The organism is Chryseobacterium flavum (assembly GCF_003385595.1).
GTDB classification, from domain to species: domain Bacteria; phylum Bacteroidota; class Bacteroidia; order Flavobacteriales; family Weeksellaceae; genus Chryseobacterium; species Chryseobacterium flavum.
Genome location: NZ_QNUE01000031.1, coordinates 1 through 26349 on the forward strand (window position 1 = coordinate 1; position 26349 = coordinate 26349).

The window sequence follows — 26349 nt, forward strand, 5'->3', positions numbered from 1 at the left end:
CAAATGCATAACCAGTCACAAATTAAAATGAAAACCTATAAAAACAAAAACCAAAGTAATAGTAAAATTACTCTGGTTTAATTATTTATTTTTGTACTTAAATCTGTATCAGATTTTCAGGACTAGTCAATGATAAAAGCTATAACAACATATCATGAAACTCAGGGGATATATATTGGGAACACTGTCAGCTGTTTCATATGGATTGATTCCAATCTTCATTCTACCTATTAAACAGGTTCATTTTTCTGTAGATGTAACTTTGTTTTACAGATTTTTCTTTTCGGCATTGATGGTCGGAGGATATCTGCTATATTCCAGGGAGAGTTTTAAAATCAATAAGACAGAAATGCTCCTGTTGGCAGTACTCGGAATCTGCTATGCTTTATCTTCAGAATTCTTATTTATAGGATATGACTTTCTGACCCCGGGAATAGCTTCCACCGTTTTATTTATTTATCCGGTTATTGTAGCACTGATCATGTTTTTCCTTTACAAAGAGAGGCTTACCAGATTATCTGTACTGTCTTTATTCTTTGCATTTGCAGGTGTTATTATTTTATGCCTGAAAGGAAATAGTCTTGAAATTAATTTTGCAGGTCTGGGGGTTGTTATGTTAAGTTCTCTTTTTTATGCTTTGTATATCATCATTGTTAATAAATCCAATATCAAAGTTTCCGGATTTAAATTATCTTTTTATTCTATGCTTGTTACGTCCCTGTTTTTTATGACAAAGTCAGGTGTAGCAGGAGAATCCTTAGCAATACCTTCCCTGTCGTTATTCTTTAATTTTTTAATTTTTGCTTTTCTTACAACCGTTATTTCCAGTTTGTGTCTGGTTTATGCCATCAAATATATTGGTTCTACGCCTACTGCCATTCTCGGAGCACTTGAACCTGTAGTTGCTGTTATGGTAAGTGTCCTGATATTTCACGAAAAATTTACCCCGAATTTAATGATCGGAATTACCCTAATTCTACTTGGAGTTACTTTGAACGTTATTGCAGGAAGTAAAAAATCCGTTCATATTTAAACAGTGTGAAATGGTTATCTATACCTTTCTGATATGATGCTTATTTATAATCAGTGCCTTTATTCTATCTAATATAAATGTTATTTATTCCTGAGACCTGTTTTCTTTCAGGATAAAAAATTTTTTTCTGAAAGAACTTTAGAATAAATTTGCAAAAATTTTCTGTTGAAAGATCTGCTTCTTATCACTCCGCCTTTTACCCAACTCAATACTCCTTATCCTGCAACAGCTTATATTAAAGGGTTTTTGAATACTAAAAATATATCCAGCTATCAGGTAGATCTTGGTATTGATGTTATTTTGGAATTATTTTCCCGAGATGGTATTCAAAAGGTGTTTGATGCAAAAATTGATCTTCAGAATGCGTCTGAAAATGCACAGAGAATTTTTACTTTACGAGAAGAGTACTTAAAGACCATTGATCAGGTAATTCTTTTTTTGCAGGGTAAAAGCCCAACACTGGCAAGGCAGATTTGCAGCATGAACTTCCTTCCTGAAGCATCTCGGTTCAACCAACTGGATGATATGGAATTTGCCTTCGGGAATATGGGATTACAGGATAAAGCAAAACATCTGGCAACTTTATATTTAGAGGACATCTCCGATTATATCGTTGAGAATATTGATCCTGATTTTGGATTCAGCAGATATGCAGAACGTCTTGGAAAAAGTGCCAATTCATTTGATGAACTATATTTGAAATTATCCGGAAAGCAAACATTTATTGATGAATTTACACTGAATATTCTTCAGAAAAAATTAGAGGACATTCAGCCAAAGCTGGTTTGTTTTTCCATACCCTTTCCAGGAAATTTATATTCCGGATTCAAATGTGCCCAGTTTATAAAAAAGAACTTTCCCCATATCAAAGTTGCAATGGGGGGCGGATTTCCCAATACAGAACTGAGAGAAATTAAGGATCATAGAGTTTTTGAGTTTTTTGATTTTATCACCTTAGATGATGGTGAACTTCCCCTGGAACTTCTTCATCAGAATTTAGAAATTAATCGTGAGAAAAGTGAATTCAAAAGAACTTTTCTTATTGACAATAAGAAAGTTGTCTACAAAAACAATTCTAAAAGGCATGATTACAAGCAGTCAGAAATCGGAACTCCCGATTATACAGATTTAAAACTGGATCAGTATATTTCTGTCATTGAAATTGCCAATCCCATGCACAGTTTATGGAGTGACGGCAGATGGAACAAACTGACCATGGCCCATGGATGTTACTGGGGAAAATGTACATTCTGTGATATTTCTTTAGACTATATTAAAATCTACGAACCTATTTCTGCTAAAATTCTCGTAGACCGGATCGAAGAGTTGATCCGAGCAACCGGTGAAACAGGATTTCATTTTGTGGATGAAGCGGCACCACCTGCCTTAATGAGAGAAGTAGCCCTGGAAATCCTCCGGAGAAATCTGGTTGTTACCTGGTGGACCAATATCCGTTTTGAAAAAAGCTTCACCCGTGATTTATGTTATCTTCTGAAACTTTCCGGATGTGTTGCTGTTTCCGGGGGGCTTGAAGTAGCCAGTGACCGATTGCTGAAATTAATTGATAAAGGGGTTTCTGTGGAACAGGTCGCCAATGTAACAAGAAATTTTACAGAAGCTGGAATTATGGTTCACGCTTATCTGATGTACGGCTACCCTACCCAGACTATTCAGGAAACTGTCGATTCCCTGGAAATGGTTCGGCAGATGTTTGAGATGGGAATTCTTCAAAGTGGTTTCTGGCATCAGTTTGCCATGACGGCTCATTCACCTGTTGGGATGAACCCGGAGGATTTTGGAGTAATGCCGGTAAAACAGGAAATTCTGTTTGCCAATAATGACATTGATTTTAAAGATAAAACCGGGATTGATCATAACAAGTTCAGCTTCGGATTAAAAAAATCTCTGTTTAACTATATGCATGGAATCAATTTTGAACTTCCTCTTCAGGAGTGGTTTGATTTTAAAATTCCGGGAACAACAATTCATCCGGACTATATTCACGACTGCCTTTTGGAAGATGAACAGTTTCAACTGAAGCCCAGCTCTAAAGTTGTTTTTCTGGCCAAAAATGTAATCGCTGAGAATCGCATAAAAAATAAAAAGAAATATTCTGGTACGTATACGCTTCTCACGTTCCATTTAAAAACCAATATTGTAAAGATTGAGCTGGAACAGGAGAAAGCTGAATGGCTGATGAAAGTCCTGGAGGAAAATGCTATTGAAAATTTAAAAAAACCTACAATTCAACAGCTTAAGAATAATTTTGAACAATACTTCGAGGATTTTGAACTGTTTTGGTTCTCAAAACCAATTCAACAATTGAAAGAAAACGGAGTGATTTTAAATTTATAAATTTCTCTCTTTCCCTTCCTAAATTTTCAAAATACAGCTAATATCCATATCTTTCTATAGACATATTCTGTTCTACATTGAATTTTTAATTGGGAGTATCCTTTGATACAGGCCCCACAGAAACTTTTTCCTGTACTTTTATAAAATTCGGGTCCATAATTGCCATTCTCTCAGCAATCGCTTTATAGGTTGGAAATTTTAAAACAGACGCTCTCCCTGACATCTCCCTGTAAAGTGTAAAAGATTTTCCACCAGCAGATTTTAATTGCTTTGTGGTGGTGATATATCTTCCTATATATTTACTTTTGGCGTCATAAATCTCAATGTCTATAAAAGTTTTGTCCATAACAGTATCTTCTGAGCCAAAACTTACCGGTAAATTGGTAAAATATCCGACAGGAACACCATTACTTAATATTTCACCTACTTTATTCACTTCAATATTGAGCCTGTCAATTTTTTTTCTGATCGCATAAGCATCTTTTGTTTTACTGTCAAGCTTTCTTTTAGGTACATTTAAAAAAAGTTCATCAAGGTTCTTTACGTTGATACCTTTATTATCGATAATTTTAAGTCCTTTCACGGAGGTATAAACTGCAGATTTTTCATCTCCTGAAAATGCAGATGGTGAAATATAATCCAATTCTATTACTTTATCCCTGTTGTAGACCCTGTTAAGTTCTATATAACTATCCCGAACTGAATCAACAATGCTTTTATCAATAAATTTTATGGTATATAGCGGGGTTTCCTTCAAATCCATAAATGTGTATTCATTGGACTTATTGGAAAGTTTTGCTACCGGAATTCCGTCTAAGTTAATAATCCCCCTTTTGGTCTTAATATTCTGGGCATTGAGAAGCATCCCAAGAACTGTAAAGAATATGATTATACTTTTCTTCATAGAATCAGCCTTTTACATCAAATAAAAAAAGTGTAACACAAAGTTACACTTTCTTGAAAATATATTTAGCTTTTCATTTAATTATTCACAAAGGATAATTCCTTTATTATGATTAAATTCTACAACACCGCTTTTGATAGAATAAGAAAAAACAGAGTCTTTCTCATTTTCTTTGGTAAAGTTTTTAGCGTAAGCGTCATCAATTGAATTAGCGAAAAGCTTAACTTTACCACCAATTAAAGAAGAAACAATTCCTGCGTGGTTATTCATGATGTGAAATTCACCATTTTTTCCAGGCAACAATACTGAGTTTACTTCTCCTTCAAAAACTACGTATTCTGGTGTTAAAATTTTTATATTCATTTTAATTTAGATTTGAAGATTTCAGATTTCAGATAACTTTAAAGTCTCATGCCTAGTATCTGATCTCCTTAGGTCTAATTTATTAAGCGTTTTCAGCTAACATTTTTTGTCCAGCTTCGATAGCTTCTTCGATGGTTCCTTTCAGGTTGAAAGCAGCTTCCGGTAAATGATCTAATTCACCATCCATAATCATGTTAAATCCTTTGATTGTATCTTTGATATCTACCAATGATCCCGGAATACCTGTAAACTGCTCTGCTACGTGGAAAGGCTGAGATAAGAATCTCTGAACTTTTCTTGCACGGTAAACTACAGCTTTATCTTCTTCTGAAAGTTCTTCCATACCAAGGATAGCGATGATATCCTGAAGTGCTTTATATCTTTGTAGAATTTCTTTTACTCTTTGAGCACAGTTATAGTGATCGTGACCGATAACTTCTGGCGCAAGGATTCTTGAAGTAGAAGCCAATGGATCTACTGCCGGGTAAATACCTAATGAAGCGATCTTTCTGTCAAGTACCGTAGTTGCATCCAAGTGAGCAAACGTAGTTGCAGGAGCCGGGTCAGTTAAGTCATCCGCAGGTACGTATACCGCTTGTACTGATGTAATTGAACCATTTTTAGTTGAAGTAATTCTTTCCTGCATCGCACCCATTTCAGAAGCAAGAGTTGGTTGGTAACCTACCGCTGATGGCATACGACCAAGAAGTGCAGATACCTCAGAACCAGCCTGTGTAAAACGGAAGATGTTGTCTACGAAGAAAAGTACGTCTCTACCTTGTCCGCTTTCTCCACCGTCTCTGTAGTACTCAGCCAATGTAAGACCGGAAAGTGCTACTCTGGCTCTTGCACCTGGCGGCTCGTTCATCTGTCCGAAAACGAATGCTGCTTTAGAATCTTTCATAGCTTCTAAGTCTACTTTAGAAAGATCCCAACCTCCGTTTTCCATAGAGTGCATGAAATCCTCACCATATTTGATAATTCCAGATTCCAGCATCTCTCTCAAAAGGTCATTTCCTTCTCTCGTTCTTTCACCCACTCCGGCAAATACTGAAAGACCTCCGTGTCCTTTTGCAATATTATTAATCAACTCCTGGATCAATACTGTTTTACCTACACCAGCACCACCGAACAAACCAATTTTACCTCCTTTTGCATAAGGCTCAACTAAGTCGATTACTTTAATACCTGTAAATAAAACTTCTGCAGAAGTTGAAAGTTGATCAAATTTTGGAGCTTCTCTGTGGATTGGAAGACCTCCATCCTTAGAAATACTTTGAAGCCCGTCGATAGCATCCCCAACTACGTTGAAAAGTCTTCCGTTTACAGCCTCACCAATTGGCATAGTAATAGGATTTCCATATCCGATTACATCCTGACCTCTCTTAAGACCATCTGTAGCGTCCATTGCGATACATCTTACTGTATCTTCGCCAATATGTTGTTCTACCTCTAAAACTACTTTTTCACCGTTTTCCTTTGTAATTTCTAACGCGTCATAGATTGCTGGAACTGCCTCCACATTACTAAAGACAACGTCGATTACCGGACCAATAATTTGAGAAATTTTACCTTTAATTTGGTTTGCCATTGCTAAATTTTTTCTTGGTGCAAATATAGTGATTCTTCATAAACCCGCAATTGGTAAAAAAAAGATTTTTATCATGCTTTTTACAATTGTACCTGTGCTGAAATTTACCAATCTGACAACCGCAATTTACTCTCAAAAATATTGATACATTGTTGTATTGATAGATTGTTACATTATATCTATATTTGCAGTCAAAATTTTTCCGTTTTGAAAGTTTTCAAAAATTTTACAGATTATTATTCCCAGAAACCTCTAGCGCTGTCTTTAGGTATGTTTGATGGAGTACATCTGGGACATAAAAGTATCATTGATGAATTAATAAAGGTAGGCGCAGAAAACAATCTGGAAACTGCTATTCTTACTTTCTGGCCCCATCCGAGATTTGTTTTTAATCCCAACGAGGATCTGAAACTTCTGAATACGCTGGAAGAAAAGAAGCAGCTTATTAAAAAATATGGCATTGATAATCTGTTCCTTAAGGAATTCGATGAAGAATTCAGAAATTTAACCGGTGAAGAATTTGTACGCCACATTTTAATTGAAAAACTCAATGTAAAGTACCTTATCATAGGGTATGATCATTCTTTCGGGAAAAATAAAAGCGGGAATTTTGAGCTTCTTCAAAAGCTTTCCAAGGAACTGGATTTTGAAGTGGAACAAATGGAAGCTATTAATATACATGAAAATAATATCAGCTCTACAAAAGTACGCAACGCTCTTCTGGCCGGTAATATTAAAGAAGCCAATGAAATGCTGGGTTATACATACTCTGTTTCCGGAACGGTAGTCCACGGTAAAAAAATTGGTAGAACAATTGGTTACCCAACGGCAAATATAGATACTGAATCTATAAAGCTACTTCCTAAAAAAGGCGCTTATATTGTTGAAACCATTGTAAAAGGAGAACAGTACAAAGGAATGCTGAGTATTGGTACCAATCCTACCGTAAACGGTGAAAAATTAACTGTAGAAGTATATATCCTTAATTTTGAGGGTGATATATATGATGAAAAAATTACAGTAAAATTCAGGGAATTTCTTCACGATGAAATCAAATTTGAAGGCCTTGAAAAACTGATTGAAAGGTTGGACGAAGATAAAAGATTAACAGAAGCGTTTGAATTTTAAAACCGATAAAATATAAATTACAAATTCAGTTAAGAATTTTCAATTTCCTCTTTTGCTTTTTTTGTTAAAGATGTAAAAACAAGCTCATACGAGTGGTCAATCATTCTGAGGATTAAATCTTTTTTCAGGCCATCAATAGAGACAGAGTTCCAGTGGGTTTTATTCATATGATATGCCCCGGTAATCTGAGGGTATTGCTCACGAAGTTCAGCGCTCCACTCCGGATCAGTTTTTACATTTATGGTTAATGGCTGCTTTTCCAGGCTCATCAGCAGGAACATTTTAGAACCAACTTTTAACACAAGGGTTTCGTTATCAAATGGAAAACTTTCAGTAACTCCTTTTTTTTCTAAACAATAATCTAAGATTTCATTGGCATCCATATAGCGTTGAAAATGATTTTAAGGTCTTTTTATCTGATCTTTAATTCAAATTTACTAAATTTAAGAAAGAAAATAATTACAAATCACAATTATTATGAAAGCTCTGGTAATTGGTGCTACAGGTGCCACAGGAAAAGATCTGGTCAATCAGCTACTCAACGACAAAGAATTTGATGAAGTTAATATTTTTGTGAGAAAGCCTGTTGATATTCAAAATGACAGACTGAAAGTTCATATTATTGATTTTGAGAAACCGGAGGAATGGAAAGCCAAAGTAAAGGGCGATGTTGCATTTTCCTGCCTGGGAACAACTTTGAAAGCTGCAGGAAGTAAGGAAGCCCAGAAAAAAGTAGATTTTGATTATCAGTATGAATTTGCCAAAGCTGCCAAAGAAAATGATGTGGAAGATTATATTCTGGTCTCTGCCTATGGTGCAAATCCAAGGTCAAAGATTTTCTATTCTAAAATGAAAGGAGAACTGGAAGAAGCTGTAAAACAATTACATTTCAATAAAATCACCATCTTCAAGCCCGGAATGCTGGAAAGAAAAAATTCTGAAAGGACAGGTGAAGTCCTGGGCAGCCGGATCATCAAATTCGCCAATAAATTTGGACTTTTGGAGAGCCAGAAACCCTTACCCACTGATATTCTTGCCAAAGCAATGATTAATTCATCCAAAATAAAAAGTAATGGTTACTCAAGTATCAAGCTCGGAAATATTTTCTGTTTTGCTGAAAAGACTCATGAGTAATATCGATAGATGCCATCAGAATTTATTTTGTTGTTTTACTTCCCATCTTTTGACCCAGTTTTTCATACTCAGTATCATCAGGCTCCCAAAGCTCTATCTTATTTCCTTCTATATCCATTATATGTACAAATTTTCCATATTCATAAGTTTCGATCTTATCGGTAATGGTCACATGTTCTTTTTTTAATTGTTCAACCAGTCTTTCAAGGTTCTCTACCCGGTAATTGATCATAAAATCCTTTTCGGAAGGTTGGAAATATTTCGTTTTTTCACTGAAAGGGCTCCATTGGCTAAATCCTTTTCTAGAGTTATCTGCACCCTGATACCATTCAAATACAGCCCCATATTCATTCGTATTAAGCCCCAGATGATCCTTATACCACTCTCTCATCTTTTCAGGGTTCTTACATTTAAAAAAGATTCCTCCAATACCTGTTACCCGTTTCGGATCAGAACCCTTTTCTTCAATTGCCTTAAAAGCAAATCCTGCCATAAAAGAGATCAGGATACAAAGAGCAAAAATTGTTTTTTTCATAAGTTTATTTGTTAAAATAAAAAAGTGGATGTAAATAGCACCCACTTTTATAAAATTATAATTTTTATCTTATTTCAGATATTTTGTAATAGCCTCATCTGTAGGCTTTGTAGTACTTACAAAAGTATCAATCAGCTTTCCGTTCTCATCGATTAAAAATTTTGTAAAATTCCAGAGAATAGTGGTATTTTTTACCCCGTTAAGTTCTTTTTCTGTCAAGTATTTAAAAATTGGCGCCGTATCATCTCCTTTTACAGAAACCTTTGCTGCCATTGGGAAAGTAACTCCATAATTTTTCTGACAGAAAGCTCCGATCTCAGTATTGGTACCCGGTTCCTGGCCTCCAAAATTATTGGCCGGAAATCCAACGACCACTAATTTATCTTTGTATTGTTCATATACTTTTTCCAGATCTGCATATTGCGGAGTAAATCCACATTCTGAAGCTGTATTTACAATAAGGATTTTCTTTCCTTTAAAGTCTGCAAAGTTGATCTCTTTTCCTTCAAGATTCTCTACTTTGAAATCATATATTGTTTTTCCCATAAGTTCTTTGGTTTTAGCTTGAGAAATCTCACTTTTCTGATTGGAACAGTTTTGTAAAAATGCCATAAAAGAAAGCAGCAATAAAAAAATCTTTTTCATTTTTTATAAATTTTGTTAGCAGACCGGCTACTTGTTGAATTAGAATTTAAAAATATTAGCAGGAAGAACTTTGTTAACATCTATCCTGTTAAACATCATTACATAATCACCATCTTTTTTAGGGCTTGAAGATTCAATTCTGAAAGGCATTGTAAGATTTCCCACTTTTTTATAATCAGAATAAATCATGGTTTCATCCTTTTTAACCTCCTTTAAAAGCATATACGTTCTTGTGTCAAAATAATATATATTCTTGTTGACATTTTTGGTAAGCTCTACTTTATGACAATAGATTTCCCCTACTTTTTCTTTCCCGAGATATTTTGCTTCAAAACCTTTGTTCTCCCAATCTATAAAATCATTATCAAAACTTTCCGGAATATATTCAGGGTACTCCTGAAGTTTATTGGCTGCATAATTCATTGCATAGCCTTTATTTCCGTCAAATCCTTCAATGGCAGTATCCTTTCCATTGATAGTGATTACTGTCTTGGTAAGATTAGGACGTTGCTGATAAATTTTTATAGCGTATTCATCTTTAATTCCCAAAACTACTTTTCCCTGAAGTAATACTGAATTTAAAAGTTTCCAATTTGTTAATCCTCCGGATAATTCAATATTTTTATCTATAATTTCTTTTGCAGTCTGCGCAAAAATTAAATGCGACAATATCAGGCTAAATACTAAAAGTAACTTCTTCATTAATTTTATTTATAAATCAAATATAAGAGGATTTGAGATAAAATGCAAAAAGGCTAAGGAAGCAAAAGAAAAATTTACTTCCATATTCGTTCCTTATTAAACTAAATCAGTTTCCTTGCTTTTTCCAGATCTTCAGGAGTATCAATACCTACACCTATGAAACTGGTCTCAATCATTTTGATCTTCATTCCATATTCAAGGTAACGGATACATTCTATCTTTTCTGATATTTCCAGAGGTTTCATTTCAAGTCTTGAAAATTGTAATAAAGCCTCTTTTCTAAATGCATATACTCCAATATGCTTAAAATATTCAATATCATAAGAAATTTCCCTGTGAAAAGGAATAACAGAACGGCTGAAATACAGTGCAAAACCATTATTGTCTGTAATGACTTTTACATTATTCGGATTTTCTATTTCTTCTTTTTCAGATAGTTTAATTTTCAGGGAAGCTAATGAAATCTCCTGCTTATCATCATTTTTAAAAACTTCAATCAATTGCTTTAGAGGCTCCAGCTTAAGGAAAGGTTCATCACCCTGAACATTGATCACAATATCACATTGAATGTTTCCTACAGCTTCTGCGATACGGTCGCTACCGGTTTCATGCTGTCCCGTCATCACTGCTTTGCCTCCGTTGTTCACAATTTCATTAAAAATGATTTCAGAGTCCGTAGCAACAAATACTTCATCAAATAAACCGGTTTCCACTACATTCTCATAAGTTGTGGCAATAACTGTTTTTTTTCCCAGTATTTGCATGAGTTTACCCGGAAAGCGACTTGCTTCATAACGTGCCGGAATGACTGCGATTATTTTCATTTTATAAAGTTATGAGAGTTATGAGTTATTTAAATAATTAGCTAAAAAGATAATTCCGTAAATCCAGGATACATATAATAATGAATAAAAAGATCCTAACACTAAGCTTTTCAATAATTTTCCTTTGCAATGTCTTGAATTTTTAAAAACCAAACGTAAAGCTCGGAAAAAAATCCAATATAGCATTGCCGTAAATAATAAAATGACAGCCCAAAAGAAGACACCCAGAAAATATAAGAGAAAGACAAAGACGACTGAAAATAAAACCCAAAAAATAATGGAAAGAATTATCCCTCCAATACCATCTCCTATAGCCGGGCCATCAAGGTCAAAACTGCCAATTTCAGGAATTTTATCTGATAACTTTCTGATCCTATCTTTGGTAAAAATGCCCCCTATGTTATCTTTTAATTTTAGATCATAATATAATCCCAGCCATATAAACAGAAAAAAAGCGATCGCCAATATTGAGGTTGACAAAATTGAATTTTGAAATAAGGACCTGTGGGAAGCTGTTCCTGAAAGCCATACACTTACAATAACCAAAACAATAATTCCCAATGTTGCATAGCTTAGCAATTTGGTTTCAAGGAAAAATCGTTGCGGAAGTTTCATATAGTGAATTGTATAAATTAGAGGTACTTCGTGATAAATGCTCACGAAGTACTCTTAATTATAAAACTATTTTAATTTATTCAAAGCATTTTCCAGCTTCGGAAGCATCACTTTAATTTCATCTATTGCAAGTCCTCCGACAGAAGCACGGAACCAAGGTTCAGATTTTTCTTCTCCGAAAGCTGAGAATGGCACTAAAGCAACTCCTGCTTCATTGATCAGATAGAATACAAGGTCTGAAGAGTTTTCTATTACCGTTCCATCCGGTTTTGTTTTACCGATATAATCTAATTTAATGGTAAGATAAAGAGCACCCATAGGCTCAATACTGTCTACAGCAAGCCCTTTTTCTTTTAAATCCTGAATTCCGCTGTGAAGAACTTTAAGACTCTCTTCCAGTCTTGCTTTAAAAGCATCTACGAATGTGTTGACATTCTCAGGGTTTTCATAGAATTTTGCCGTCGCTTCCTGCTCCGGTTTTGGTGCCCATGCTCCAACGTGAGTAAGAAGTGCCTTCATTTTATCAATAATATGAGCAGGACCAAATCCCCAACCTACACGTACTCCTGTTGCAGCAAGGCATTTGGAAATCCCGTCAATATAGATGGTATATTCTTTCATTTCAGGGAAAAGAGAAACCGGATCTACATGTTCTGCACCAAAAGTAAGATTGGAATAAATCTGATCATACATCAGGTATAGTGGTTTTTCATTTTCACCTCTTTTTTTGTTTTCAGTGATAACCAACTCACAGATCTCAGAAAGCTGCTCTTTTGTAAACATTGTCCCTGTAGGGTTTAACGGAGAGCAAAGAGCCAATAAAACCGCTCCTTCCAGATGTGGTCTCAAATCATCCGCTGTTGGCAGGAAATTCGTTTCTGGTTTTGTTTTTACCTCTACAGCATTGGCTGATGTAAGGTAAGCATAGTGATTATTATTCCATGATGGTGTAGGATATACTACTTTATCTCCTTCATCTACAATCGTCTTGTATACGGCATAAATCAAAGGTCTTGAACCCGCAGTAATTAAAATATCATTAGGTGCATAGTCCAGGTTCCATCTGTTTTTTAAATCTTTGGAAACCTCTTTTCTTAAAGATAAAAGTCCGTTTGCAGGTGGATAGTTTGTCAGGTTATTCTGATATGCTTTCTGAATCTCTTCCTTCAGCAATGCCGGAATAGGATAGATATTAGAATTCAGATCACCAATAGTAAGATTGGCAATTTCCGCTCCTTTTGCCTTTAAATCATTAACCTCATTACCAATTTTTACAATTTCAGAACCGATCAGGTTCGCTGCTAATTTTGAAACTTTCACTTTATTTTTATTTAAATTTTAATACTAACGTTTTACATTAATTCTTTTTTCAATATCATCTACTGGCATCAAAAAAAGTTATCAGCTCTTTTGCTTTTTTGCCGTTTGGGAATTCGGATGCTTTTTATATTCTGTTGAATTCCGCTTTATTTTCATCATTTAATTTTTGGTTGCTTTACAGTCTTCCAGTTGCTCCAGGTAATGATCAGTCCTGCTTCTCCGGATTGTTCCCGGTTATTTTTTGGATATGGTACCATTCAAGAGATGTGATATAATCCTCCGCTTTATGGTCTGGAAAGCAAGCTGTATCAATAGTCTTATATCCTTTTCTCCAGCTTCGTTTTTTACTGTTGAAACTGAATTATTTGTTTGTATTATTCCGGAAACTGCAGTTTCCTTTTACGGGAAACCACAATAACAGACAGCATAAAAACTGCCATAATTTATCATTTGTTCGGCACGAATTAATCCAATTTAAGATCTGTTTTAACGGTTCCGATTTTAGCTTCCAATGATTTCAGTTTATCTCTGAAATCAGCTTCAGAACTGACAGAGTCTTTTACTGAAACATAAAACTTAATCTTTGGCTCTGTGCCTGAAGGTCTTACACACACTTTTGTCCCGTCCTGGGTATAATAAATCAAAACATTCGACTTTGGAATGTCATTCATTACTTTTTTCTCATTGCTTGAAACAGTAAAACTTGTCTGTTCCTTAAAGTCTTTAATCTCTTCCACTAAGGAACCTGCCAGTTCTTTTGGAGGATTTTCACGGAAGTTTTTCATCATGTTCTGAATCTCTTCAGCTCCTTCTTTTCCCTTTCTTACAATATTAACCAATCCTTCATAGTACATTCCAAGATCCTCATAGATTTCAATCATATATTGATACATTGTCTTTCCGTTAGCTTTACACCATGCTGCAATCTCGCATGCTACAAGGATACTTCCGCAGGAATCCTTATCACGTACAAAATCCCCTGTCATAAATCCAAAGCTTTCTTCCCCTCCACAAATAAACTTTTGTGTTCCTTCTGCTTCGCGGATCATTTTTCCGATCCACTTAAACCCGGTAAGCCCGACTTTACATTCTACACCAAATTTCTGTGCAATGTCGAAGAAAATATCCGAAGTTACGATCGTAGAACCAATAAATTCTTTTCCGGTAATTCTTCCCTGTTTTCTCCACTCATTCAGGATATAATAAGTAAGAATGGTATTGGTTTGATTCCCGTTCAACAGCTGCATTTCTCCGTCAAGATTTCTGACAGCAATTCCTAATCTGTCTCCATCAGGATCTGTTCCGATAACGATATCAGCATTTGTGATTTTTGCAAGATCCATTGCCATTTCCAATGCTGCCGGTTCTTCCGGGTTCGGAGAATCTACCGTTGGAAAATTTCCACTAGGGATCATTTGTTCTTTAACAAGATCTACTTTTTTAAATCCTGCTTTTTCCAATGCTTTTGGAATCGTTGTATAAGTTGTTCCGTGTATAGATGTGAAAACAATATTTAAGTTCTCTTTTCCGACATTCTGATAGGTTGAGTTTTCAATACATGCGTCAATATAAACATCATCCTGCTCTTCCCCAATCCATTCGATCAGCTCATCATTACCATTAAATTTGATTTCTTCAAACTTTACAGAGTATACTTCATTGATGATTGCCTCATCGTGTGGCGGAACAATTTGTGCTCCATCATTCCAATATACTTTATATCCGTTATACTCCGGCGGATTATGAGACGCTGTCAGAACAATTCCTCCGTGGCACTTTTTATTACGAACGGTAAAAGACAGTTCCGGGGTTGGTCTGTGGTCTTTGAAAAGCAGTACTTTAATACCATTGGCAGTTAAAACATCTGCAACCAATTTCCCAAATTCTTTTGAATTACGACGGACATCATATGCAATTGCTACTTTGATCTCCTCTCCCTGAAACTGCTTCAGCATATAGTTGGCAAGTCCTTGCGTAGCCTGCCCTAAAGTATATTTATTCAAACGGTTGGTTCCTACTCCCATAATACCGCGCATTCCTCCTGTTCCGAATTCCAGTTCTCTGTAAAAGGAATCTTCCAGATCAGGCGAGTTACTGTCAATCAATAACTGTACTGCATCTCTTGTCTCTTTATCGAATGAATCACTTAACCAAAGTTTCGCTTTTTCTAATGTTGTCATATTTTATTTTAAGTTTGGTAACTAAAAGGCTGAAGCATTTTTGTTGGCTTCAGGCTTTCAGTCATTGATTTATTATCCTATTAACTAAATTAAATTAATTTGAAAAACCGGTAACTCAATTATTTGCGGTTTCTTCTATTCCGGTTCTAATCCAGTTTTTTATTTTCAACTTTTGTTGTTTTATCAATTTTAAATGCTCTTATAGGATCATTATAATAGATAAATTTTGCGGTATTCTGAATATGTCCCTTTAAAGAATCTTTTACATTTACTTCTGCATAGTTCCCGTTTTTAGAATCAATATTCAGGTTGGTAATCTTCCAGTAAGGAGCAATCAAACTCGCTGTATCTGAGATTTTTATAACGGCTTCTTTTGTTAATCCCAAGAAATTAGCATGGCTTCTGTTCTGCATTTCCACTTCTGCCCTCCGGGTGTTTACAGATCCCATGAAACTAGCATTATTTTTCATAGAAAGCCTGAAATTATCAGTCTTGATTTCGCTTGAAATATTCATCTCCACAGAGTCTGAAACAGCTACTTTTTCCAGATTATATTTTGAATAGATCGTTACATTATAAAAATCGACACCTTTTGTTCCTCTTTTTTCTTTGATGAAAAGTGTTTTATCTTTTACATCTACGTCCAGATTTCCGGCAACATTCGGATAGGTTTCTATTTCAACAAAATTCTTAGGCCCTCTGGCGTAAAATACACGGAATTTTCCTTCCAGGTCAAGATTTACGAACTCCGATACATCCACATCTTTCTTTTCAATATTTCCTTTTGGAGAAACTTTTCCGCAGGAAACTACTGCCATCAGCATCAATGTATACAATACTTTCTTCATATTTATTTTTAAATATTCTATATAAATTAAGATGATCAGTCTGATCATTCTTCCTAATGAAGTTCCCTGCCTTGTTTCATATCAGCTTCAGGAACCCACATCAATATTATAACAAAAATAGGATTAAAATTTTTAAAAAACTTTGTCATTTGACAATAAAATACCTGATATTTTCAATTTTCTTCCCGAAAGAAATCTTATCAATTCCGCAAAGTCACTTATTCTTTATCAATGATTATGTTAGCATTTTACAAAATATCTGACCAGGAATTAATAAAAATACTCCACCATTACTATAGTAGAGTATTTTTTATTTAATTCTGATATTATTTTTAATAATTACCGTCAGCGGAATAGATCACAGAAACAACAAGAACAACTACTATAATAATTCCAGCCACTAAAGGCTTCCATATTGGTTTCTTGGGATACTGATCTTCATCCGGAAAATATTTTGGAACAAAATAATGAGCAAGCAATGATCCTCCGGCTATACCTCCTAAGTAAGCAAATGAGCTTTTGGGAGTCTCAGGAATATTCACTATAACAGCAGTAAGTATGGTAATCCCTATTGAAAACAGCAATATAGTGTAAGCTTCTTTCTTTTTATTAACCTCCATTAAATTCCGGTACAGCAATACTCCTCCAAAAAGAGTAGAAAGAAAAATTGAAAATCCTAAAATAGCTCTTTTAGAATATATCGGGGGCAACTTTTCTTCCATTATATTACTTCATCAATATTATAGTTCTTGTGCTCACGGTTCGTTCTGATGATCATTTCTCCCAGGAATCCTGCTACAAAAAGAAGCGTTCCCATAATCATCATGGTTAAAGCAATATAGAACCATGGATTATTGGTAATCAGATGTCCATAGATTCCTTTGGCAACATCAATAAGTTTTGAAATTCCGAGCCAGAGTGCTGAAAGGAAACCGAAAATAAACATCAAAGTTCCTACTGCTCCGAAGAAATGCATCGGCCTTCCTCCAAAACGGCTGACAAACCAAAGGGTTACCAAGTCCAGAAATCCTCTGATAAATCTTTCTGTTCCAAATTTTGAGGTTCCGTATGGTCTAGCCTGATGCTGTACTTCTTTTTCAGTAATCCTTCTGAATCCTGCATTGGCTGCCAATACCGGAATATAACGATGCATATCTCCATATACATCTATAGACTTTACGACTTGTCTTTTATAAGCTTTCAGACCACAATTGAAGTCATGAAGATATACTCCCGAAACTTTTCTCGCCGCAGCATTGAATAATTTCGATGGAATATTCTTTGTCATCACGTTATCAAAACGTTTCTTTTTCCACCCTGATACAATGTCATAATTATCATGGATCACCATATTATACAATTCGGGAATTTCTTCCGGAAAATCCTGTAAATCAGCATCCATGGTAATGACCACTTCCCCATTGGTTCTTTCAAAAGCTGCGTGAAGCGCCTGGGACTTTCCGTAATTTCTGGAAAACTTAATGGCATGGATCTGAGGATACTGTACTCTCAGGTTCTCAATGATACTCCATGACAAATCCGTACTACCATCATCTACAAACCAGATCTCATAAGATAAACTATGAGCTCTGCATACCTTATCAATTCTTGAAAAAAGCTCTTCCAGCGAGGCTTCTTCGTTCAGTAACGGAATAACTATAGATAGATTCATTTAATTTTTAAATAAAATTATGCTTGTTTTGTTTCTTCAGGCTGATAAATTGTTCTTGTTCTGAAAAATGCTCCAAAAAATACCGACAAAACTACGTAAAATATAAGGATTGCTGCAAAATATCCTGAAAAATGACTTGCTGTAAGCATATCTTTTCCTTTAACTGCCTCCGGAGTAAAACTTTGTAATCTCTCTTTGTATTTCTGATCCAGCTCATCAATATCTTTCTGATGCTTTAAAATCTTTCTCGCAGATGTATATTCTGTATCCAGTTCTGATTTTTGCCTTTGCACATATTGAAAATTCAACAGTTTTTTTGCATCGGTATCTGCAAAGTTCAGGAAGGCATAAATGCTGAAAATAGAAAGAATTCCCCCTATAAACATAGGTACAAATGCTCTTTTAAAAGCTTCCTTAAAACTTACTACCCTGTGATTATTCCAATATGATTTTACCGACCAGAAAGCAGCTCCGGCATATAAAACAGGCAAAACGAAAGCGTTGGCTTTCAGAGAGATATCAAAATAATTAATTCCTGAGAAGAAGGTGTACACTACAAAGAAAATGATCATTGTAGCAATAAAAAGTATAATTCCTAGTGTTGATGGACTTTTCGTCATGTCTAAATTTTTAGAAAAAAGTTGAAAAATTATTGTCTTAAATTTCAGCTGTTTAGCTCTACTACAGTATTTTTTCGACTATTTTTCTTTAATATTATTTTTAATTTTATAAAATATTCCTATCTTTGCAACGGCAAGTCCTAAACAACCAGCTCCTGAGAATCCTCCAGGGTGGGAACGCAGCAAAGGTAATCGGTCGTAGCGGTGTGATTTAGGTAGCTTGCCATTTTTTTTTGGTTTAAGGTTAAGGAGAGAGGTAATTTGATAATTATCTTTTTTTTGTTTTAATACCTGCTGCATCTTTCTATATTTAATTTTCAGATTACCCCTTTATTAACTCTTATTAAAATTCGAACTCTTCACCCAATTCAGGTAAAATAAGTTCTACATTTCTATCTGAAAAATGCTTCAACGCACTTTCATGATTGATCTCAATTGCCGGGAATGTATCAAAATGGCATCCGATTACTTTAGGTGTTTTTAACAACTCAGATGCTGCAAAAGATGCTTTTCTGGGACACATAGTATAGTGGCTTCCGATCGGAAGGATAGAAAGGTCAATATTACCGTAAAGTCTCGGAAATAATTCCATATCTGCCATTACACCGGTATCACCGGCCAGATATATATTTTTACCCTCCGGAAGTCTGAAAATATATCCTACAGGAACACCTCCATAGCTTCCATCCGGGAAAGAACTGGTATGATGAGCCGGAACCATTGAAATTTTAAGATCATCAATTTTTGCTGACCCTCCCAAATTCACATCATCTTTATTTTTAGCTGTTTTAAAGTAGCCGCATACCTCCGGAACTCCAATTATGGTAGCATCCGGATGATATTGTAATACTTCCTCAACATCTGCTATATGATCTCCATGTGCATGGGTAAGTAAAATATAATCAATTTTCTGAGCAGTGATATCAAATCCTGACTCTGCCTTTTTGTAGTTATAAAAAGGGTCGCTCAGTATTGTTTTGTCCTTATAGGTAAACAAAAAACAGTTTTGTCCTAAGAATTGTATTTTCATAATTTTATTATTTTAATTTAAGTATATGAGATTGCTGATGTAAAAAGTCACCAGGAATGAAACTAAGCTAACATCTCATTGATTATCATTCAGCTCTTTTTATCACCCCCCCAGCAGAATAAAAACCAGAAGTAATCTTATAAAGCTGAGTTATAAATCTCATTATTTTATTTAGAAGGGAATTTATCTCCGATCAGATTTAATTTGATCCCGTGTTCAAGGTAGGCTTTACAACCATCTAAAACGGTAGTAAATCCTCCGGTATTGTCATTGATCACTTTTAGAAGTTCTTCACCGGACTGGCTGAATCCAAAACTTTTAATGACTACTAAAGTTCCGTTTTCCATTTCTTTGAATTCGTAGTCTACATGTACTGACGGCTCTCCCCATTCTGTTTTGATCAGCTGGTTCGGAATTACCTGATGAACTTTAACTTCGGATTTCACACCGTACATTTCCCATTCCCAGGTTATAGTCTTCCCTTCTTCTAACTTTCCGGTTGATTTTGTAAACCAGAAATTTGTGGTTACTTCAGGATTGATGAATGCCTCGAAGACATCTTCAACCGGTTTTCTGATAAGCATTTGAGCTTCAACATAAACACTAGAACTCATCACAATGGTATTTAGAATTAATTAAATAAATTTAGTCCGGCTGCAGTAAGAATTGCCATTACAAATGTCATAATTCCTACCTGCTTTAAGTACTGATCAAGTTCTCTTGGCTCTTTTACAGACATTATATTTCTTCTAAGTTTTGCCAATGGGAATAACAGGATCATGACTATAAATACATAGTAGTTCTGCGCCTGTATAAATCCGTTCATTCCTAAAAAAATAAGAATCAGAACTAAAGGAAGCTGTAACAGAATCATTTCATAGATCATGGCATTTTTAAAACCTATTTTCAATGCAAAACTGTTTTTCCCAGATAATCTGTCACTTTCGATATCCCTCATATTATTCAGATTAAGAACTGCCATACTCATCATTCCAACCGCTGTTCCGGGTAATAACATATCCCAGCTGAATGTTTTTGTGAACAGGAAATAGCTTCCACATACAGAAACCAATCCAAAAAAGATGAACACGAAGATATCTCCCAATCCCATGTATCCATATGGTTTTTTACCAACCGTGTAGCCGATTGCAGCTAAAATACTTGCGATCCCCAATCCTATAAAAATATAGAATTCATTCATATATTCAGGGATAAATGCAACATATAGCAAAGCCACTGTCGCAATAAAAGACAATACAGAAAAGAGGATGACTGCATTTTTCATTTGTTTTGCCGTAATTTTTCCCGAAGCTACAGCTCTTGCTTCTGCTTCATTGATTCTCTTTGCATCGGTACCTTTTACTCCATCACCATAATCATTGGCATAGTTTGACAATATCTGATATAAAAGGGTCACCAGAAGTGCCAGCGCAAAAATTTTCCAGTCCCATATTCCGCCTTCCCGGTAAAGCCTCCATTTTGCAATGAATGCTCCCATAATAATCCCGCTTAATGAAAGCGGAAGTGTTCTAAGCCTTGCAGCTTTTATCCAATCCGTCATAATTTTATAATGTATATATACAATGCAAAAAGTTTTGTTAAACTTTACCTTGTATTTTTTACCATTTTAAGATATCCATTGATCTTCACCGAAATTCGGCTTTCTCTTTTCCAGAAAAGCATTTCTTCCTTCTTTGGCCTCTTCTGTCATATAAGCAAGACGGGTTGCTTCTCCTGCGAAAACCTGCTGTCCTACCATTCCGTCATCCGTAAGGTTCATGGCAAATTTCAGCATTCTGATTGAGGTAGGAGATTTTGCCAGTATTTCCTGAGCCCATTCATATGCGGTATCTTCCAGCTCAGCATGAGGTACCACTTTGTTGACCATTCCCATTTCAAAAGCTTCCTGAGCAGAATAATTTCTTCCTAAAAAGAATATTTCACGTGCTTTCTTCTGTCCTACCATTTTAGCAAGGTAAGCAGATCCGTAGCCACCATCAAAACTGGTAACATCTGCATCGGTCTGCTTGAAAATAGCATGTTCTTCACTTGCCAGAGTTAAATCACATACCACATGAAGCGAATGTCCCCCACCTACTGCCCAACCGGGAACTACTGCAATAACCACCTTCGGCATAAAACGGATAAGACGCTGAACTTCCAGAATATTCAGACGATGTCTTCCATCTTCTCCTACATATCCCTGATGACCTCTTGCTTTCTGATCTCCACCACTGCAAAAAGCCCAGCCTCCGTCTTTAGGGCTTGGTCCTTCTCCCGAAAGCAATACAACACCTATTGAAGCATCTTCATAAGCATCATAAAAGGCATCATATAGTTCCGAGGTAGTCTTAGGTCTGAAAGCGTTACGTACTTCTGGTCTGTTGAAAGCTATTCTTGCAACACCGTTACATTTTTTATAGGTAATATCTTCGTATTCTTTAGCGGTTTTCCACTCAATCATCTTAAAAAAATTTTTCTCAAAGATACGGAATTACAAAGAATTTTCAGGATGAAATTTACGCATCTCTTCCACAAAAAAGATTGATTTTTCTTCCTGAAAATAAAAAAACCGGAAACATTTCTGCTCCGGTTTTTTTAGGTATCCTGAAAGATGATTATTTTGCCTTAGCGCTTAGTTCAGCTTCTTTAGCCTTCATCTCTTTTACTTTATCCATGTTTTTGGTTACCACGTAGATTTCTTTTAACGTAGTAACAGCATCCAGGCTCTCAGGTGCAGCTTTATACCATGCTTCAGCATAAGGTAAAGCTTTAGCAAATGTTTCTCTTCTGGTATCAATTAACTTAGAAGCTTCATCTGGCTTATCTTTTCTTAAAGCGTTGATATCTGCTACAATTTTAGCATCATCTCCAATTGTTGTATATACTAAATTCTGATAAGCTTCTGAAAAAGTAGGCTTAAGCTCTACAGCTTTTTTAAAAGATTCGATAGCATCAGCAGTGGTTGCAGGATTTTTAGACTGCATTACTCCTAAATTATACCAGTTTGTAGGATCAGTAGGATTTTTAGCCAATTGTTCTTTTAAGGTAGCTACGAACTTATCTGTATTTCCAGACTGAAGATAAGCAGTACTTTGTGCTTCTTTAAGTTTGGCATTATTAGGATATTTAGCCAATCCTTTCTCAATAAGTGCTACCGCTTCATTTCCTTTCTTGGCATTAAGAAGTAATGTTGCCAGTGTCTCATACAAGTCCGGCTCTATACTCTTAGATTGCTCTGTTTTAAAGTCAGAATAGTCTGAAGTCTTTTTCATAAGCTCCCACGTTGCTTTATCCAAAGTCACTACCTGACCAGATTTTTTCTCTTTTGCAGTATATGTAGTCTCTACTCCTGTAAACCCGGAATTGATCAGATCTGTATATATTTTGATCGCAGCATCACTGTTGTTAGCCAGCGCATGACTCAGCCCTGCATAATACATATATATCTTATTATCCTGACCATTCGCTTTTAATAAGTCGTAAATTTCTACAAACTTAGGAGCCGCAACAGCATAATTTTTTGCATTATAGGCATCCATTGCAGCCTTATTAGCAGCCTGAAGCTGAGCATTTACATCTCCTTTCTGTCCGAAAACAAAAGCTGAAGCAACGATAGCCATTCCTAAAATCAGTTTCTTCATAATAACTATTTTATATTTAATTGTACATTTATTCTTCAGAATCAGAATTCTCATTTTCCCCTGCTGTATTTTCATTTTCAGCCAGAGAAATTTTGTTTTCCTGGTTATCGGCTACAATTTCTGTTCCTTCTTCATTTTCTTCAGAATCCTCTTCTACATCTTTATCCATTTCTACTTTTGCAATGGCTGCAATTTCGTCATTTTTCTTAAGGTTAATCACTTTTACTCCCTGAGTATTTCTTCCCATAACCCTCATTTCATCCATTCCCATTCTGATTGCAACTCCGGATTTATTGATGATCATCAGTCCATCTTCATCTGTTACATTCTGAATAGCAATCAGATTTCCTGTTTTTTCGGTAATGTTCAGGGTGATAACTCCTTTTCCTCCTCTGTTTGTAATTCTGTAATCTTCTACCGCAGTCCTCTTTCCATATCCTTTTTCAGATACCACAAGTACAGTTTCATTTTCTACATCATTCACAACAATCATACCAATTACTTCATCACCATCTTCCAGGGCAATACCTCTTACCCCAATAGATCCTCTTCCTACTTCTCTTACTTTTTCTTCAGGGAAACGGATACATTTACCATTTTTGGTAGCAATCATGATCTGTGATGTTCCGTTAGTCAGATATGCTCCCAATAACTGGTCATTATCTCTGATTTCTATTGCATTCACCCCGTTTACCCTTGGTCTGGAATACGCTTCAAGTGAAGTTTTCTTAATTGTACCATTTTTGGTAACCATAACAACACTCATCTGATTTACATATTCAGAATCTTTAAGGTTATTGGTTCTGATGTATGCCTTGATCTTGTCATCCGGTTCGATGTTAATAAGGTTTTGCACAGCTCTTCCTTTTGCTGTTTTTGAACCTTCCGGAATTTCAAATACCCTTAACCAGTAACATCTTCCTTTCTCTGTAAAGAACAGCATATACTGGTGGTTGGTGGCAGAAACAATGTATTCAAGGAAATCTTCATCTCTTGTTGTTGCTGCTCTGTTTCCTACACCTCCTCTACTTTGAATCTTGTACTCGGAAAGAGAAGTTCTCTTAATATATCCTGCATGGGAAATGGTAAGAACTACAGATTCATTAGGAATAATATCTTCAATAGACATTTCTCCTCCTGAGTAATCAATTTCAGTTCTTCTTTCATCTCCGTATTTCTCTTTAACTTCGATCAATTCATCTTTGATGATCTGGAATCTTCTCGGCTCATTCGCTAAAATATCTTCTAAATTTGAGATCTCTTTCATAATCGCATCATACTCATCACGGATCTTATCAAGCTCCATGCCTGTTAAACGCGCCAGTCTCAGATCAAGAATTGCCTGTGCCTGAATTTCTGAAAGTTCAAATGCTTCAATCAGACCTTCTTTTGCCGCCTGTGGATTTGCACTGTGACGGATTATTGAAATAGCTCTGTCCAATGCATCCTGTGTTCCGATCACCTTCATGAATCCTTCAAGGATATGGGCTCTTTCTTTTGCTTTTTTAAGCTCAAACTGAGTTCTTCTTATGATGATCTCATGTCGGTGCTCTACAAAATGATGAATAATATCCTTCAGATTAAGCTGCTCAGGTCTTCCATGTACCAGTGCAATATTATTAACACTGAAAGAAGTCTGAAGTGCAGTATATTTATATAACAGGTTAAGAACTACATTTGGAATAGCATCGTTTTTCAATTCATAAACAACGCGAAGTCCTTTTCTGTCCGATTCATCCCGGATCTCATGGATACCCGGAATTTTATCATCCTTAACGAGTTCGGCAGTTCTGGCAATCATTTCCGCCTTGTTAACCTGATAAGGAACTTCTGTTACAATAATAGCATTCCTGTTTCCGATTTCTTCAAAATTAACTTTAGCTCTTAATACCACTCTTCCTCTTCCCGTATGGAAAGCATCTCTTACTCCGTCATAACCATAAATGATTCCACCAGTCGGGAAATCCGGAGCAATGATGTGCTGCATCAGTTCATCAATGGAAATTTCTTTGTTATCAATATATGCACAGATAGCATCTACAGATTCCGAAAGATTGTGTGGCGCCATATTGGTAGCCATACCTACTGCGATACCCGAAGCACCATTTACCAGAAGATTTGGGATCTTGGTAGGCATTACGGTCGGCTCCTGTAAGCTGTCGTCAAAGTTGTTCTGGAAATCAACTGTTTCTTTATCAAGGTCGGAAAGAACCTCATCAGAGATCTTTTTTAGTCTTGCCTCGGTGTAACGCATTGCTGCCGGCGGGTCACCATCCATAGAACCGAAGTTTCCCTGCCCGTCTACCTGAGGATAACGTAAGCTCCAGTCCTGAGCCATTCTCACCATTGCATCGTATACAGAGGAATCTCCATGCGGGTGATATTTACCCAAAACATCCCCAACAATTCTCGCAGATTTTAAATATTTTCTATTAGAAAAAACCCCTAATCCATACATACCATAAAGCACTCTTCTATGAACGGGTTTCAAGCCGTCTCTTACATCAGGTAACGCTCTTGAAACGATAACCGACATCGAATAATCGATATAAGACGACTTCATTTCATCAACAATGTTGATAGGAATCAGTCTTTCTCCTTCTTTTTGCATAAACAAATTTTATTATAATGATAGTCAGACCTTTAACTATAAGTCTGAAAATTATTTATTTCCAATTTTTATTAACGGGCTAATTTACGAAAAAATTGCCGATTTTTGCTGTAGAATTTATCCAAAAAATCTTAAAAATTCATAAAATATGAGCATATTAAGTATAACTTTCCACTGCACGAAAAATAATCTTGAAGAATGGGAAAATTATATTGATGAAACCCTGGTTGTAATGACTGAAAACCTGATGGATGTCAATAAATATATCCTTTCTGATGTACACAGTGACTACATCGAAGAAGGAAAAAATTATAATCTTCTTTTGGTCTTTGATAATGATGAACTCAGAAATGACTTTATTGAAAGTGAATTGAAAAATATAGCTGAACGTGTTGAAGCAAAATTCGGACAGGAAGTAATGATCTTTAATACTTTTCTGAATCCTAAAAAATCCAGATTTTAAAAACTAAAGAGGCTGTCTCAAAAGGACAGCCTCTTTTATGGGCGTATTTTTTTGTAACTCATATTTTTCAATGAATTTTTTTTTTTTAGATTATATTTTTGAGTTATTATGGTAGAATAAAGCAAAGGAAGG

26 protein-coding genes and 1 other RNA gene are annotated in these 26349 nt (G+C 35.6%); 6 read left to right on the forward strand and 21 right to left on the reverse strand.

The features are described 5' to 3' along the window. Positions 1 to 154: 154 nt before the first annotated feature. Together DRF59_RS20380 and DRF59_RS20385 are read left to right on the forward strand one after the other, a co-directional pair. Complete coding sequence (locus DRF59_RS20380) at positions 155 to 1033, forward strand: DMT family transporter (protein WP_115964416.1); 879 nt, start codon at positions 155 to 157, stop codon at positions 1031 to 1033. Positions 1034 to 1198: 165 nt separating this feature from the next. Beyond that, on the forward strand, positions 1199 to 3388 hold the full coding sequence (locus DRF59_RS20385; protein WP_115964418.1) for a B12-binding domain-containing radical SAM protein: 2190 nt from the start codon (positions 1199 to 1201) through the stop codon (positions 3386 to 3388). An 85-nt stretch (positions 3389 to 3473) separates the two neighbouring features. Here DRF59_RS20385 and DRF59_RS20390 read toward each other — a convergent pair whose 3' ends face one another. The 3 genes from DRF59_RS20390 to atpD form a co-directional block, all read right to left on the reverse strand. Continuing rightward, positions 3474 to 4292: a hypothetical protein gene (locus tag DRF59_RS20390; RefSeq protein WP_115964419.1), complete on the reverse strand. Its 819-nt coding sequence runs from the start codon at positions 4290 to 4292 to the stop codon at positions 3474 to 3476. A gap of 81 nt (positions 4293 to 4373) precedes the next feature. Continuing rightward, a complete protein-coding gene (locus tag DRF59_RS20395; RefSeq protein ID WP_115964421.1) occupies positions 4374 to 4655 on the reverse strand; it encodes a FoF1 ATP synthase subunit delta/epsilon in 282 nt (93 codons plus the stop codon). An 82-nt stretch (positions 4656 to 4737) separates the two neighbouring features. Continuing rightward, positions 4738 to 6246 carry a F0F1 ATP synthase subunit beta gene (atpD, locus tag DRF59_RS20400; RefSeq protein ID WP_115964422.1) on the reverse strand — a complete coding sequence of 503 codons (1509 nt, stop codon included), beginning with the start codon at positions 6244 to 6246 and terminating at the stop codon, positions 4738 to 4740. 207 nt (positions 6247 to 6453) lie between these two features. On the opposite strand from atpD, the gene DRF59_RS20405 reads away from it, so the two are divergent. Further along, a complete protein-coding gene (locus tag DRF59_RS20405; protein ID WP_115964424.1) occupies positions 6454 to 7374 on the forward strand; it encodes a bifunctional riboflavin kinase/FAD synthetase in 921 nt (306 codons plus the stop codon). Positions 7375 to 7403: 29 nt separating this feature from the next. On the opposite strand, the gene DRF59_RS20410 is transcribed toward DRF59_RS20405, so the two are convergent. Beyond that, complete coding sequence (locus DRF59_RS20410; protein WP_115964425.1) at positions 7404 to 7757, reverse strand: MmcQ/YjbR family DNA-binding protein; 354 nt, start codon at positions 7755 to 7757, stop codon at positions 7404 to 7406. Between the two features lie 94 nt (positions 7758 to 7851). On the opposite strand from DRF59_RS20410, the gene DRF59_RS20415 reads away from it, so the two are divergent. Next, on the forward strand, positions 7852 to 8508 hold the full coding sequence (locus DRF59_RS20415; protein ID WP_115964427.1) for an NAD(P)H-binding protein: 657 nt from the start codon (positions 7852 to 7854) through the stop codon (positions 8506 to 8508). 22 nt (positions 8509 to 8530) lie between these two features. Here DRF59_RS20415 and DRF59_RS20420 read toward each other — a convergent pair whose 3' ends face one another. The 11 genes from DRF59_RS20420 to DRF59_RS20470 form a co-directional block, all read right to left on the reverse strand. Next, positions 8531 to 9043: a VOC family protein gene (locus DRF59_RS20420; protein WP_313091574.1), complete on the reverse strand. Its 513-nt coding sequence runs from the start codon at positions 9041 to 9043 to the stop codon at positions 8531 to 8533. Between the two features lie 69 nt (positions 9044 to 9112). After that, positions 9113 to 9688 carry a glutathione peroxidase gene (locus DRF59_RS20425; RefSeq protein ID WP_115964429.1) on the reverse strand — a complete coding sequence of 192 codons (576 nt, stop codon included), beginning with the start codon at positions 9686 to 9688 and terminating at the stop codon, positions 9113 to 9115. Between the two features lie 39 nt (positions 9689 to 9727). Further along, positions 9728 to 10390, reverse strand: a complete 663-nt coding sequence (locus DRF59_RS20430; protein ID WP_115964431.1) for a histidine kinase — start codon at positions 10388 to 10390, stop codon at positions 9728 to 9730. A gap of 101 nt (positions 10391 to 10491) precedes the next feature. Then, positions 10492 to 11214, reverse strand: a complete 723-nt coding sequence (kdsB, locus tag DRF59_RS20435) for a 3-deoxy-manno-octulosonate cytidylyltransferase (protein WP_115964433.1) — start codon at positions 11212 to 11214, stop codon at positions 10492 to 10494. Between the two features lie 18 nt (positions 11215 to 11232). After that, positions 11233 to 11775 (reverse strand): hypothetical protein, encoded by a 543-nt coding sequence (locus tag DRF59_RS20440; RefSeq protein WP_123873722.1) that lies wholly within the window; start codon positions 11773 to 11775, stop codon positions 11233 to 11235. Between the two features lie 120 nt (positions 11776 to 11895). Next, a complete protein-coding gene (locus tag DRF59_RS20445; protein ID WP_115964436.1) occupies positions 11896 to 13149 on the reverse strand; it encodes a pyridoxal phosphate-dependent aminotransferase in 1254 nt (417 codons plus the stop codon). 464 nt (positions 13150 to 13613) lie between these two features. Then, complete coding sequence (locus DRF59_RS20450) at positions 13614 to 15329, reverse strand: phospho-sugar mutase (protein ID WP_115964438.1); 1716 nt, start codon at positions 15327 to 15329, stop codon at positions 13614 to 13616. A 146-nt stretch (positions 15330 to 15475) separates the two neighbouring features. Then, a complete protein-coding gene (locus tag DRF59_RS20455; protein ID WP_115964439.1) occupies positions 15476 to 16177 on the reverse strand; it encodes a GIN domain-containing protein in 702 nt (233 codons plus the stop codon). Between the two features lie 332 nt (positions 16178 to 16509). Continuing rightward, positions 16510 to 16899, reverse strand: coding sequence for a hypothetical protein (locus DRF59_RS20460; protein WP_115964441.1), 390 nt, complete (start codon positions 16897 to 16899; stop codon positions 16510 to 16512). Beyond that, positions 16899 to 17849 (reverse strand): glycosyltransferase family 2 protein, encoded by a 951-nt coding sequence (locus tag DRF59_RS20465; protein WP_115964442.1) that lies wholly within the window; start codon positions 17847 to 17849, stop codon positions 16899 to 16901. Before DRF59_RS20465 ends, DRF59_RS20460 begins: the two co-directional genes overlap by 1 nt. A gap of 17 nt (positions 17850 to 17866) precedes the next feature. After that, a complete protein-coding gene (locus DRF59_RS20470; RefSeq protein ID WP_115964444.1) occupies positions 17867 to 18469 on the reverse strand; it encodes a DUF4199 domain-containing protein in 603 nt (200 codons plus the stop codon). A 131-nt stretch (positions 18470 to 18600) separates the two neighbouring features. On the opposite strand from DRF59_RS20470, the gene ffs reads away from it, so the two are divergent. Next, an RNA gene (gene ffs, locus DRF59_RS20475) (signal recognition particle sRNA small type) lies at positions 18601 to 18698 on the forward strand. A gap of 114 nt (positions 18699 to 18812) precedes the next feature. On the opposite strand, the gene DRF59_RS20480 is transcribed toward ffs, so the two are convergent. The 6 genes from DRF59_RS20480 to gyrA all read right to left on the reverse strand — a co-directional run bounded on the left by DRF59_RS20480 (position 18813) and on the right by gyrA (position 25754). Continuing rightward, complete coding sequence (locus DRF59_RS20480) at positions 18813 to 19499, reverse strand: metal-dependent hydrolase (RefSeq protein WP_115964446.1); 687 nt, start codon at positions 19497 to 19499, stop codon at positions 18813 to 18815. Positions 19500 to 19666: 167 nt separating this feature from the next. Then, positions 19667 to 20113: an SRPBCC family protein gene (locus DRF59_RS20485; protein ID WP_115964448.1), complete on the reverse strand. Its 447-nt coding sequence runs from the start codon at positions 20111 to 20113 to the stop codon at positions 19667 to 19669. A 17-nt stretch (positions 20114 to 20130) separates the two neighbouring features. After that, positions 20131 to 21060: a 1,4-dihydroxy-2-naphthoate octaprenyltransferase gene (gene menA / locus DRF59_RS20490; RefSeq protein WP_115964450.1), complete on the reverse strand. Its 930-nt coding sequence runs from the start codon at positions 21058 to 21060 to the stop codon at positions 20131 to 20133. Positions 21061 to 21126: 66 nt separating this feature from the next. Then, on the reverse strand, positions 21127 to 21963 hold the full coding sequence (locus tag DRF59_RS20495; protein WP_115964452.1) for a 1,4-dihydroxy-2-naphthoyl-CoA synthase: 837 nt from the start codon (positions 21961 to 21963) through the stop codon (positions 21127 to 21129). Between the two features lie 154 nt (positions 21964 to 22117). Continuing rightward, positions 22118 to 23143, reverse strand: a complete 1026-nt coding sequence (locus tag DRF59_RS20500) for a tetratricopeptide repeat protein (RefSeq protein ID WP_115964460.1) — start codon at positions 23141 to 23143, stop codon at positions 22118 to 22120. 28 nt (positions 23144 to 23171) lie between these two features. Continuing rightward, complete coding sequence (gyrA, locus tag DRF59_RS20505) at positions 23172 to 25754, reverse strand: DNA gyrase subunit A (protein WP_115964454.1); 2583 nt, start codon at positions 25752 to 25754, stop codon at positions 23172 to 23174. A gap of 148 nt (positions 25755 to 25902) precedes the next feature. Between gyrA and DRF59_RS20510 the strand changes: the two genes are divergently transcribed. After that, on the forward strand, positions 25903 to 26217 hold the full coding sequence (locus DRF59_RS20510; RefSeq protein ID WP_115964456.1) for a DUF4286 family protein: 315 nt from the start codon (positions 25903 to 25905) through the stop codon (positions 26215 to 26217). Positions 26218 to 26349: the final 132 nt, after the last annotated feature.

What these genes read in the sequence shown, in the direction of transcription:
- DRF59_RS20380 (WP_115964416.1), top strand. Translation starts at nt 155, where the DNA reads ATGAAACTCAGGGGATATATATTGGGAACACTGTCAGCTGTTTCATAT.
- DRF59_RS20390 (WP_115964419.1), bottom strand. Translation starts at nt 4,292, where the DNA reads ATGAAGAAAAGTATAATCATATTCTTTACAGTTCTTGGGATGCTTCTC.
- DRF59_RS20395 (WP_115964421.1), bottom strand. Translation starts at nt 4,655, where the DNA reads ATGAATATAAAAATTTTAACACCAGAATACGTAGTTTTTGAAGGAGAA.
- atpD (WP_115964422.1), bottom strand. Translation starts at nt 6,246, where the DNA reads ATGGCAAACCAAATTAAAGGTAAAATTTCTCAAATTATTGGTCCGGTA.
- DRF59_RS20410 (WP_115964425.1), bottom strand. Translation starts at nt 7,757, where the DNA reads ATGGATGCCAATGAAATCTTAGATTATTGTTTAGAAAAAAAAGGAGTT.
- DRF59_RS20415 (WP_115964427.1), top strand. Translation starts at nt 7,852, where the DNA reads ATGAAAGCTCTGGTAATTGGTGCTACAGGTGCCACAGGAAAAGATCTG.
- DRF59_RS20420 (WP_313091574.1), bottom strand. Translation starts at nt 9,043, where the DNA reads ATGAAAAAAACAATTTTTGCTCTTTGTATCCTGATCTCTTTTATGGCA.
- DRF59_RS20425 (WP_115964429.1), bottom strand. Translation starts at nt 9,688, where the DNA reads ATGAAAAAGATTTTTTTATTGCTGCTTTCTTTTATGGCATTTTTACAA.
- DRF59_RS20430 (WP_115964431.1), bottom strand. Translation starts at nt 10,390, where the DNA reads ATGAAGAAGTTACTTTTAGTATTTAGCCTGATATTGTCGCATTTAATT.
- kdsB (WP_115964433.1), bottom strand. Translation starts at nt 11,214, where the DNA reads ATGAAAATAATCGCAGTCATTCCGGCACGTTATGAAGCAAGTCGCTTT.
- DRF59_RS20450 (WP_115964438.1), bottom strand. Translation starts at nt 15,329, where the DNA reads ATGACAACATTAGAAAAAGCGAAACTTTGGTTAAGTGATTCATTCGAT.
- DRF59_RS20455 (WP_115964439.1), bottom strand. Translation starts at nt 16,177, where the DNA reads ATGAAGAAAGTATTGTATACATTGATGCTGATGGCAGTAGTTTCCTGC.
- DRF59_RS20460 (WP_115964441.1), bottom strand. Translation starts at nt 16,899, where the DNA reads ATGGAAGAAAAGTTGCCCCCGATATATTCTAAAAGAGCTATTTTAGGA.
- DRF59_RS20465 (WP_115964442.1), bottom strand. Translation starts at nt 17,849, where the DNA reads ATGAATCTATCTATAGTTATTCCGTTACTGAACGAAGAAGCCTCGCTG.
- DRF59_RS20470 (WP_115964444.1), bottom strand. Translation starts at nt 18,469, where the DNA reads ATGACGAAAAGTCCATCAACACTAGGAATTATACTTTTTATTGCTACA.
- DRF59_RS20480 (WP_115964446.1), bottom strand. Translation starts at nt 19,499, where the DNA reads ATGAAAATACAATTCTTAGGACAAAACTGTTTTTTGTTTACCTATAAG.
- DRF59_RS20485 (WP_115964448.1), bottom strand. Translation starts at nt 20,113, where the DNA reads ATGAGTTCTAGTGTTTATGTTGAAGCTCAAATGCTTATCAGAAAACCG.
- menA (WP_115964450.1), bottom strand. Translation starts at nt 21,060, where the DNA reads ATGACGGATTGGATAAAAGCTGCAAGGCTTAGAACACTTCCGCTTTCA.
- DRF59_RS20495 (WP_115964452.1), bottom strand. Translation starts at nt 21,963, where the DNA reads ATGATTGAGTGGAAAACCGCTAAAGAATACGAAGATATTACCTATAAA.
- DRF59_RS20500 (WP_115964460.1), bottom strand. Translation starts at nt 23,143, where the DNA reads ATGAAGAAACTGATTTTAGGAATGGCTATCGTTGCTTCAGCTTTTGTT.
- gyrA (WP_115964454.1), bottom strand. Translation starts at nt 25,754, where the DNA reads ATGCAAAAAGAAGGAGAAAGACTGATTCCTATCAACATTGTTGATGAA.
- DRF59_RS20510 (WP_115964456.1), top strand. Translation starts at nt 25,903, where the DNA reads ATGAGCATATTAAGTATAACTTTCCACTGCACGAAAAATAATCTTGAA.